Source organism: Xanthomonas axonopodis (assembly GCF_001304695.1).
GTDB lineage: Bacteria > Pseudomonadota > Gammaproteobacteria > Xanthomonadales > Xanthomonadaceae > Xanthomonas > Xanthomonas axonopodis.
Genome location: NZ_JFAQ01000286.1, coordinates 1 through 9,637, shown reverse-complemented (window position 1 = coordinate 9,637; position 9,637 = coordinate 1). Strand labels below are relative to the sequence as shown.

Sequence of the window (9,637 nt, the reverse complement as noted above, 5' to 3'; positions counted from 1 at the left end):
CCCCCAGCTGTCAAGCCTTGTTCGCCCCGGCCCCCGCCGGTACCCTGACCGCGCATTATTCCGGTCCCGCATGTCCACTTCCCGCTTCGTCCATCTGCACGTCCACACCGAGTTCTCGCTGGCGGATTCCACCATCCGTGTGCCCGAGAAACCGGATCAGGCTGACCCGAAAAAGGCCAAGCAGGCCAACCTGCTGAGCCGGGCAGTCGAACTCGACATGCCCGCGCTGGCAGTCACCGACCTCAACAATCTGTTCGCGCTGGTCAAGTTCTACAAGGCCGCCGAAGGCGTCGGCATCAAACCGATTGCCGGCGCCGACGTGATGATCGCCACGCCGGACATGTCGCCGTGGCGCATGACCCTGCTGTGCCGCGACCGCGAAGGCTACCTGAGCCTGTCGCGGCTGCTCACCCGCGCCTGGATGGAAGGCCACCGCCCCGAAGGCGGCGTGGCGATCCATCCGGAATGGCTGCAGGCCGGGCACGCCAACCTGTTTGCGCTGGCCGGCCGCGACAGCCTGGCCGGGCGCCTGTTCAACGAGGGCCGCGCGGATCTTGCCGAGCAGCAGCTGGCCGACTGGCAGCGCGTGTTCGGCGATGGCCTGCATCTGGAGCTCACCCGCACCGGCCGCGAGGGCGAGGAGCGCTTCAACCAGTTCGCGCTGCATGCCGCCGGCGTGCGCGGGCTGCCGGTGGTGGCCAGCAACGACGTGCGTTTTTTGTACGCCAGCGACTTCAATGCGCACGAAGCGCGCGTATGCATTTCCTCCGGCCGCGTGCTGGACGACCCCAAGCGCCCGCGCGAGTACAGCGACCAGCAGTACATGAAATCCAGCGAGGAGATGGCGGCGCTGTTCGCCGACATCCCCGACGCCATCGACAACACCCACGCGCTGGCGCAGCGCTGCAACATCGAGATGCGCCTGGGTACCTACTTCCTGCCCGCCTACCCGGTGCCGGAAGACGAAACGCTGGATAGCTGGATCCGCAGCCAGTCGCGCGAAGGTCTGGCCGCACGCCTGGAAAAGAACCCGATCGCGCCGGGCAAGACCCGCCAGGACTATGTGGACCGGCTCGAATTCGAGCTGGACACCATCATCAAGATGGGCTTTCCCGGCTACTTCCTGATCGTGGCCGACTTCATCCAGTGGGGCAAGAGCCAGGGCATTCCGATCGGCCCGGGCCGCGGTTCCGGTGCCGGTTCGCTGGTGGCCTGGGCGCTGCAGATCACCGACCTGGATCCGCTGCCGTACAACCTGCTGTTCGAGCGCTTTTTGAACCCCGAGCGCGTGTCGATGCCCGACTTCGACATCGACTTCTGCATGGACCGGCGCGACGAAGTCATCGACTACGTGGCGCGCAAATACGGCCGCGAACGCGTCAGCCAGATCATCACCTACGGCACCATGGCCGCCAAGGCGGTGGTGCGCGATGCCGGCCGCGTGCTGGGCTTCTCGTATGGGCTGGTCGACAGCGTGGCCAAGCTGATCCCCAACATCCTGGGCATCACGCTCAAGGACGCAATGGACGAAGGCAAGGATGCGGAGATGGCCTCGCCGGATCTGATCCAGCGCTACCAGGTCGAAGACGAAGTGCGCGACCTGATGGATCTGGCGCGCCAGCTCGAAGACCTCACCCGCAACGCCGGCAAGCACGCCGGCGGCGTGGTGATCGCGCCCGAGCCGCTCTCCGAGTTCTGCCCGCTGTTCGCCGAACATGACGAAGACGGCCGCGGCAAGAACCCGGTCACCCAGTTCGACAAGGACGACGTCGAAGCGGTGGGCCTGGTGAAGTTCGACTTCCTTGGCCTGCGCACGTTGACCATCATCGATTGGGCGGTCAAGGCGATCAACGTGCGCCACGCGCGCGCCGGCATCGATCCGGTCGACATCACCGCCATTCCGCTCGACGACGTGCCCACCTACACGGGCGTGTTCGCCTCCGGCAATACCGGCGCGGTGTTCCAGTTCGAATCCTCGGGCATGCGCCGCCTGCTCAAGGACGCGCGCCCGGACCGCTTTGAAGACCTGATCGCGCTGGTGTCGCTGTACCGTCCCGGCCCGATGGACCTGATCCCGGACTTCAACGCGCGCAAGCACGGCCAGCAGGAGATCGTCTACCCCGATCCGCGCACCGAAGTCATCCTGAAAGACACCTACGGCATCATGGTGTACCAGGAGCAGGTGATGCAGATGGCGCAGATCGTCGGCGATTATTCGCTGGGCGGCGCCGACCTGCTGCGTCGCGCAATGGGCAAGAAAGTGCCGGCCGAAATGGCCAAGCACCGCGAAATCTTCCGCGAAGGTGCGGCCAAGGGCGGCGTGAGCGCAGCCAAGGCCGACGAAATCTTCGACCTGATGGAGAAGTTCGCCGGCTACGGTTTCAACAAATCGCACGCCGCCGCCTATGCCCTGGTCAGCTACCAGACCGCGTGGCTGAAACGGCATTACCCGGCCGAATTCATGGCCGCGACGCTGTCCTCGGACATGGACAACACCGACAAGGTGGTCGGCTTCCTCGATGAGGTGCGCAACCTCGGCCTCACCGTCAAGCCGCCGCGCGTCAATGAATCGGCGTACATGTTCGAGGCGGCCAGCCCGGACACCATTCAGTACGGCCTGGGCGCGATCAAGGGCGTCGGCCAGGGCGCCTGCGAGGCGATCGTCGAAGAACGTCAGCGCGGCGGCCCCTACACCACGCTGCTGGATTTCTGCACGCGCGTGGGCACCGCCAAGCTCAACCGGCGCACGCTGGAAGCGATGATCAATGCCGGCGCAATGGATGGCCTGGGCAAGAACCGCGCCTCGCTGATGCTGCAGTTGCCCGAAGTGATGAAGGCCACCGAGCAGATGGCACGCGAACGCGCCTCGGGGCAGAACTCGCTGTTCGGCGGGCCGGACCCAAGCGCCCCGGCGATGCGCCTGGACCTGCCAGAGAGCAAGGAATGGCCGTTGGGCCAGCTGCTCACCGGCGAACGCGAAACGCTGGGCTTCTACCTCAGCGGCCACCCGTTCGACCCGCACCGCGAGGAAGTCCGCGAGCTGGTCGGCTGCGACCTGGGCGCGCTGGAAAAGATCCTGGCCTCGCAACAACGTGGCGGCGGCGGCGGCGGCGACGGCGAAAAACGCGCCTGGCGCCCGGAGGTGAACGCCATTCTTGCCGGTCAGGTCGTCGGCGTGCGGCGCAAGGGCGACAGCCAGGTGTTCGTGCAGCTCGAAGACGGCCGCGGCCGGGTGGAGTGCAGCGCGTTCTCCGACGCGATGGCCGAGTTCGGCCACCTGCTCACCCGCGACCGCATCCTGATCGTCAAAGGCGGTCTGCGCGAGGACGAATTCAACGGCGGCTACAGCCTGCGCATCCGCCAGTGCTGGGACTACGAGCAGATCTGCGCCGACCACGCCCAGCGCCTGTCGCTGCGCCTGGACCTGCGCGAAAAGCAGGCCTTCAAGCGCATCGACACGCTGCTGGCCAAGCACCGCCCCGGCAAGACGCACCTGCGCCTGGACCTGCTGCTGCGCGCGCCCAGCGGCGGCGTGGCCGGCATGCTCGACCTCAACGGCACCCGTTCGGTGCGCATCGACCAGCAGCTGATGGACAGCCTGCGCGCCGACCCGGCGGTACGCACCTTGAAGATCAAGTACAACCCTCCGTGGGCGTGAGAGGCCGGGATTCGGGATTGGGGATTGGAAGGCCACAGTACCGCGGCTTCGCCCCCGCAATAGACCGCTGTTGCGAATCCCCAATCCCGAATGACCAATCCCCGCGGTGCCACCGCACGGCTGCGTACGCGCGCCAGCCACACCGCTTCAGCTACACTCCCCGCCTTACGTTGACGACGCCATTGCATGAATCCTAACTACCTCGACTTCGAGCAACCCATCGCCGATCTGGAAGCAAAGATCCAGGAACTGCGCAAGGCCAGTACCGGGCCTGCAGTCAACGTGGAGACCGAGGTGCGTGCGCTGCGCGACAAGTTGCGCGTGCGTACCGCGCAGATCTTCCGCGATCTGTCGGCCTGGCAGGTCTCGCAGTTGGCGCGTCATCCGCAGCGCCCGTACACGCTGGACTACATCAACACCATCTGCGACGAATTCCAGGAACTGGCCGGCGACCGCGCCTACGCCGATGACAAGGCCATCGTCGGTGGCCTGGGCCGTATCGACGGCCGCCCGGTGGTGATCATCGGGCACCAGAAGGGCCGCGATACCAAGACCAAGGTGGCGCGCAACTTCGGCATGCCGCGCCCGGAGGGCTACCGCAAGGCCTTGCGCCTGATGAAGCTGGCCGAGCGCTTCCGCCTGCCGCTGCTGACCTTCATCGACACCCCCGGCGCGTATCCGGGCATCGGTGCCGAGGAACGCGGCCAGAGCGAGGCGATCGCGCGCAACCTATTGGAAATGGCCGAGCTGAAAGTACCGGTGATCTGCACGGTGATCGGCGAAGGCGGCTCTGGCGGCGCGCTGGCGATCGGCGTGGGCGACCGCACGCTGATACTGGAATACGGCACCTATTCGGTCATTTCGCCCGAAGGTTGCGCCTCGATCCTGTGGAAGGACGCGGCCAAGGCCAAGGACGCCGCCGAACAGCTCGGTCTGACCGCCAAGCGCCTGAAGGGCCTGGGCCTGGTCGACAAGGTGATCCGTGAACCCACTGGCGGTGCGCATCGCAATCCCGAGCAGATGGGCAAGCGCCTGAAAGCGGTGCTGCTCAACGAGCTGGACGCGCTGGAAAAGATTCCAGTGGATGCGTTGCTGCAGCAGCGGTACGAGCGCCTGCGCAGCTATGGTGCCTACGAAGGGCATTGATTCGCGCACGAAGGCCGCCGCGCACAGTGCGCGGCCATGGAAAGGACGCCAACCCCGCATGTCTCCGCTCCTGCTGATCTCGCTGCTGCTGCAGGCGGCCTGTTGCGTCCACTTCGTGCGCAGCGGGCGGCCCTTGTACTGGATCTTCCTGCTGCTGGCGTTTTCGCTGCTGGCGGTGCTGGTCTATGTGTGCGTGGCGGTCGTCCCCGACCTGCGCAACGACCCCAACGCGCGCCGCAGCCTCAAGCGCGTGCGCAGCACCCTGGATCCGCAGCGCGAACAGCGCGATGCCTCACGCCGGCTGGATGTGGCCGACACGCCGGAAAATCGCCGCCAGCTGGCCGACACATTGCTGGCGCGCGGCGATTACGCGCAGGCCGCCGAGCATTACCAGGGCGCCTTGCGCGGGCTCTATCGCGACGATCCGCACCTGATGCTCGGCCTGGCCAAGGCGCAGTTCGGGCTGGGCCAGCCGCAGCAGACGCGGCAGACCCTGGATGCCTTGATCGCGGCCAACCCCAGCTTCCGTTCGCATGACGGGCATCTGCTGTATGCACGCGCAGTCGAAGGCAGCGGCGACACCGAGGCTGCCTTGCACGAATACGAAACGCTGGCCCAAGGCTATCCGGGCGAAGAAGCACGCGTGCGCTATGCTCAACTGCTGCAGCGCATCGCACGCAACGACCAGGCCAGGGCGATATACGAACAGGTACTGCATCACGCCGCCGCCTCGCCCAAGCATTACCAGCGCGAGCAACGCGCCTGGGTCGATCTGGCGCGCAAGGGCTTGCGCGAACTGGACGCCAGCGCCTGAGGGCAGCCCACAAGACCCCATGCGGCGGTAGGCCACATGCCTTCAATCGCTCGGCAACCCGATCAAGGCCTTCACCATGCAAAGGAAGCCTGAAATCGAGCCAGCTCTGAGAGCCCAGATCGATCACCTATTGGAGGAATCCACACAGCGGTTTCGCAGCGACGCCCTGGCGCAATCGCTCGCCCTGGGATTGCAGGCGTGGGCGTTGACCCCCGAACCCAAAGCGCGCTGGGATGATTACCCGCAAAGCCTGTCTGCAAGTCTCGTAAAGGATGGCGCCGATCTGCACGATCAGGAAAACGTGCACAAATGGATCGAGGTAATGGCGCTGATGTACGACGACCCAGACCACACAGACCATCTTGTGATGATGTCCGAAGGCGAAGCGATGCTGCAACGCGGAGATGAGGCGCGCGCCTGTACTGCCTTCGGCAAAATTGACGCGCTGTCCGGCAAAAAGGGATTTGCCGGACACCAGCAGCAGTATCTGGAAATGCTGCTTAGGCAACAGCAGACAGGCGCATAACCTCACATTCGCTCAGCGTTCAAGATTCATCGGCCCTTGTACGGCGCACACATCTCGAGGCCACTGGTCGTCCCAGCTGTGACGCATCGCAGTCAGTCGCGGTGAGACACCGGAATGCCCCTCGGATGTTGTCGACAGTGGCAGCTCTGGCACCTGCGCGCCGAAACCTTAAGGCGTGCGCAAGTGCGGTGTGGAATGCGTCAGAACGGCTTGGCCAGCACCAGCCAGATCACGCCGACCAGCAGGATCACCGGTGCTTCGTTGAACCAGCGCAAGGCCCGCCCGCTGGGCACTGCACGTCCCTGTTCGGCGCCTTTGACCCAGCGGCCGGACACGATGTAGTGGGCAAGAATCAATGCCACGGCAAACAGCTTGGCGTGCAGCCAGCCGCCGGCGACCATCGTCGGGAAATCCGGAATGATCCGGTAGCCCTGCCAGAGCACCGCGCCCAGCAGCAGTGCCAGACCAAGCATGCTGTGGCCGAATGTGTAGAGCCGCCGCCCCATCAACACCAGGCGCGCACGCACCGCGGTGTCGCTGCCGGCTTCGGCGATGTTGACCAGAATGCGCGGCAGGTAGAACACCGCGGCCATCCAGGCGATCACGAATAACAGATGGAAGGTCTTGATCCACAAATACAGGGGCATGCGCTGGCTCCGCTGGCTCGCGTAGGATGGCCCGCATTTTCACCCATCCGCGCATCCGCGCACGCGAAAGCAGCCGACGTCCATGCAGCAGTCCGACCCCAAACAATACGACGCCCACTATTTCCGCCGCTGGTATCGCGATGCCGGCCTTGCCGATCCCGCTCGCCTGCGGCGCAAGGTCGCACTCGCCGTGGCCCAGGCCGAGTACTACCTGGAACGGCCGATCCGCAGCGTGCTCGATGTCGGCTGCGGCGAAGCCGCGTGGCGCGCGCCCTTGCTGGCATCACGGCCGAAGCTGAGCTACCTGGGTTTCGACAACAGCGCCTATGCGGTGCAGTGCTATGGCCGCAGCCGCCAGATCCACCCCGCCCGCTTCGGCGATTTCGCCTGGCTGCGCCCGTGCGCGCCGGTGGACCTGCTGATCTGCTCGGACGTGCTGCATTACGTGCCCACCCGCGAATTCAACCAGGGCCTGCCCGGATTGGCCGAGATGTGCGCAGGCGTGGCGTTTCTGGAAGCCTTCGCCGAAGAAGATGCGTTCGAGGGCGATCACGACGGCTTCCAGGCGCGACCGGCGCGCTGGTATCGCAAACGCTTCGCCAGCGTGGGCTTCGCTGCGCTGGGGTCGCACTGCTGGCTGTCGCCGCAGCTGGCTGACCAGGCCTCGGCGTTGGAGCGCGGCTGACCAGGAAGGTGGTTGCTCACGAGCATCGCGTCGGGTCACCGCGTCGCTCGGAGCGAAGAACGGGCGGTTTGCTCGGAGCCATCGCTGCGTCTAGGGAAATCGCCCCGCACCTTCTCCCGCTCCGTGCCTCCCCGCGCTTACGGCGCGGGCGCTCAAAGGCACGCATCCGTGCCGCGCAAGTCCTGCCGTCACACCCCGAAGACAAGGAGCTACACGTCCAAAAACTCGCCTCCCCCCCCCTGTGACAGGCTCAACTGTCCGCAGCCCCATTAAGGTGCAAATGCGCCAAAACCGGTATGCTGCGCGGCAGCAAAGCCGCACGGATGGGTGGAATGCTTTATCAACTGCATGAGCTGACCCGCAATCTGCTAGCCCCCTGGGTGCATCAGGCCCAGGCGAACGCCAAGATGTTTTCCGACCCGTACAGCCTGTGGGCGTCGCTCCCGGGCGCCGAGCGCATGGCCGCCAGCAATGAGCTGTTCCACCGTCTGGGCAAGGAATACGAAAAGCCGGCCTGGGCGCTCGACGATGTCGAGGTCGATGGCCATTCGCTGCCGATCATCGAACGCGAAGTGTTGAGCAAGCCGTTCTGCCGGCTGCTGCGCTTCAAGCGTTTCAGCGACCACGTCGAGCTGATCGGCAAGATGAAGGAGCAGCCTGCCGTGTTGGTGGTTGCGCCGTTGTCCGGCCACCACGCCACGCTGCTGCGCGACACCGTGCGCACCCTGCTGCACAACCACAAGGTCTATGTGACCGATTGGGTGGATGCGCGCATGGTGCCGCTGGACGCCGGCGCGTTCCGGCTCGAGGACTACATTACCTACATCCAGGAGTTCATCCGCCATATCGGCGCCGAGCGCCTGCATGTGGTGAGCGTGTGTCAGCCCACCGTGCCCGTCTTGGCGGCGGTGTCGCTGATGGCCAGCAACGACGAGCCCACCCCGCGCTCGCTGGTGATGATGGGCGGGCCGATCGATGCGCGTCGCAGCCCCACCCAGGTCAACAACCTGGCCACGGAAAACGGCATCGAGTGGTTCCAGAACAACCTGATCCACACCGTGCCGTTCCCGTATCCGGGCCATGGCCGTCAGGTGTACCCGGGCTTCCTGCAACACGCCGGCTTGCTGTCGATGAATCCCAACCAGCACGTGATGTCGCACTGGGATTTCTACACCGATCTGGTCAAGGGCGACCTGCAGGATGCGCAAGCGCATCGGCAGTTCTACGACGAATACAACGCTGTGCTCGACATGCCGGCCGAGTATTACCTGGACACCATTCGCGTGGTGTTTCAGGAGTTTTTGCTGCCGCAGGGCAAGTGGAAAGTGGACGGCCAACTGGTCAAGCCATCGGCGATCCGCAATACCGCGTTGCTGAGCATCGAGGGCGAGCTGGACGACATCGCCGGCCTCGGCCAGACCGAGGCGGCGCACGATCTGTGCACCGGCATCGATGCGGCGCATCGGCGCCATCTGGTCGTGGAAGGCGCCGACCATTACGGCATCTTCAGCGGCCGTCACTGGCGCGAGGTGGTGTATCCGCAGGTGCGCGAATTCATCGCCCGCTACGATGCCGACCCGGTCGGTAGCTGCGACCCGGCCACCGTGACCCCGATCCGCAAGCGCGGCAAACGCGCCTGATCCACACAAAAAATCCCCGGCAATGCCGGGGATTTTCATCTCGATCTGCGCGCAGCGATTCAGGCCACGCCATGTCAGCGCGCACGCCACCGTCGCCCTGCGCACACTGACCTCTCGGCCAGCCGCATTACGCGGCCGCTTCTCCGCCCTTGACCAGCAGCTGCTTGGCGAACATGCCGTGCAGCTTGCCGAACGCGCGCGCCAGATGCAGCGTGACGAACAACAACAGCACGCCCACCACGAACAACGGCAGCGTCAGCCAGGCGCTGGTGATGTCCACGGCATCCCAGGTCAGCACAGCGATGTTGTCGAACAGCACCGCGATCGGTGAAGCGGCCAAGCCCAACGACAGCAGTGTGCAAAACACGGTGAAATAGACAATGCCCAGCGGCAGCATCAGCAGAAAATAAAGTATCGTGCTCCAGGTACGCGCATCGGTGAACATCGCGCCGATACGCTGCAGCCAGCCACCTTGCAGGCCCAGGTGTTGCGGGCGCCGCGGCATGCGCATGCCAAGCAGC

At 65.2% G+C, this 9,637-nt stretch carries 8 protein-coding genes; 6 read left to right on the top strand and 2 right to left on the bottom strand.

Going from position 1 to position 9,637, the window contains the following annotated elements:
• Positions 1-70: 70 nt before the first annotated feature.
• The 4 genes from dnaE to XAXN_RS19700 all read left to right on the top strand — a co-directional run bounded on the left by dnaE (position 71) and on the right by XAXN_RS19700 (position 6,144).
• The gene (gene dnaE / locus XAXN_RS19715; protein ID WP_054320772.1) at positions 71-3,658 is read left to right on the top strand and encodes a DNA polymerase III subunit alpha; all 3,588 of its coding nucleotides are present in this window, start codon (positions 71-73) and stop codon (positions 3,656-3,658) included.
• Between the two features lie 186 nt (positions 3,659-3,844).
• On the top strand, positions 3,845-4,804 hold the full coding sequence (locus tag XAXN_RS19710; protein ID WP_054320771.1) for an acetyl-CoA carboxylase carboxyltransferase subunit alpha: 960 nt from the start codon (positions 3,845-3,847) through the stop codon (positions 4,802-4,804).
• Between the two features lie 58 nt (positions 4,805-4,862).
• Positions 4,863-5,618: a tetratricopeptide repeat protein gene (locus XAXN_RS19705; protein ID WP_054320770.1), complete on the top strand. Its 756-nt coding sequence runs from the start codon at positions 4,863-4,865 to the stop codon at positions 5,616-5,618.
• 76 nt (positions 5,619-5,694) lie between these two features.
• Positions 5,695-6,144 carry a hypothetical protein gene (locus XAXN_RS19700; RefSeq protein ID WP_054320769.1) on the top strand — a complete coding sequence of 150 codons (450 nt, stop codon included), beginning with the start codon at positions 5,695-5,697 and terminating at the stop codon, positions 6,142-6,144.
• A 200-nt stretch (positions 6,145-6,344) separates the two neighbouring features.
• Here XAXN_RS19700 and XAXN_RS19695 read toward each other — a convergent pair whose 3' ends face one another.
• The gene (locus XAXN_RS19695; protein WP_054320768.1) at positions 6,345-6,791 is read right to left on the bottom strand and encodes a HemJ family protein; all 447 of its coding nucleotides are present in this window, start codon (positions 6,789-6,791) and stop codon (positions 6,345-6,347) included.
• A gap of 82 nt (positions 6,792-6,873) precedes the next feature.
• On the opposite strand from XAXN_RS19695, the gene XAXN_RS19690 reads away from it, so the two are divergent.
• Both XAXN_RS19690 and XAXN_RS19685 read left to right on the top strand, forming a co-directional pair.
• Positions 6,874-7,476 carry a class I SAM-dependent methyltransferase gene (locus tag XAXN_RS19690; RefSeq protein ID WP_054320767.1) on the top strand — a complete coding sequence of 201 codons (603 nt, stop codon included), beginning with the start codon at positions 6,874-6,876 and terminating at the stop codon, positions 7,474-7,476.
• A gap of 296 nt (positions 7,477-7,772) precedes the next feature.
• The gene (locus XAXN_RS19685; RefSeq protein WP_174515561.1) at positions 7,773-9,116 is read left to right on the top strand and encodes a polyhydroxyalkanoate depolymerase; all 1,344 of its coding nucleotides are present in this window, start codon (positions 7,773-7,775) and stop codon (positions 9,114-9,116) included.
• A gap of 127 nt (positions 9,117-9,243) precedes the next feature.
• On the opposite strand, the gene XAXN_RS19680 is transcribed toward XAXN_RS19685, so the two are convergent.
• Positions 9,244-9,637: sensor domain-containing protein (locus XAXN_RS19680; RefSeq protein WP_209018952.1), on the bottom strand; the 394-nt coding region annotated here is incomplete at its 5' end.

Coding starts and splice junctions, on each gene's coding strand:
- dnaE (WP_054320772.1), top strand. CDS start 71: ATGTCCACTTCCCGCTTCGTCCATCTGCACGTCCACACCGAGTTCTCG.
- XAXN_RS19710 (WP_054320771.1), top strand. CDS start 3,845: ATGAATCCTAACTACCTCGACTTCGAGCAACCCATCGCCGATCTGGAA.
- XAXN_RS19705 (WP_054320770.1), top strand. CDS start 4,863: ATGTCTCCGCTCCTGCTGATCTCGCTGCTGCTGCAGGCGGCCTGTTGC.
- XAXN_RS19700 (WP_054320769.1), top strand. CDS start 5,695: ATGCAAAGGAAGCCTGAAATCGAGCCAGCTCTGAGAGCCCAGATCGAT.
- XAXN_RS19695 (WP_054320768.1), bottom strand. CDS start 6,791: ATGCCCCTGTATTTGTGGATCAAGACCTTCCATCTGTTATTCGTGATC.
- XAXN_RS19690 (WP_054320767.1), top strand. CDS start 6,874: ATGCAGCAGTCCGACCCCAAACAATACGACGCCCACTATTTCCGCCGC.
- XAXN_RS19685 (WP_174515561.1), top strand. CDS start 7,773: ATGCTGCGCGGCAGCAAAGCCGCACGGATGGGTGGAATGCTTTATCAA.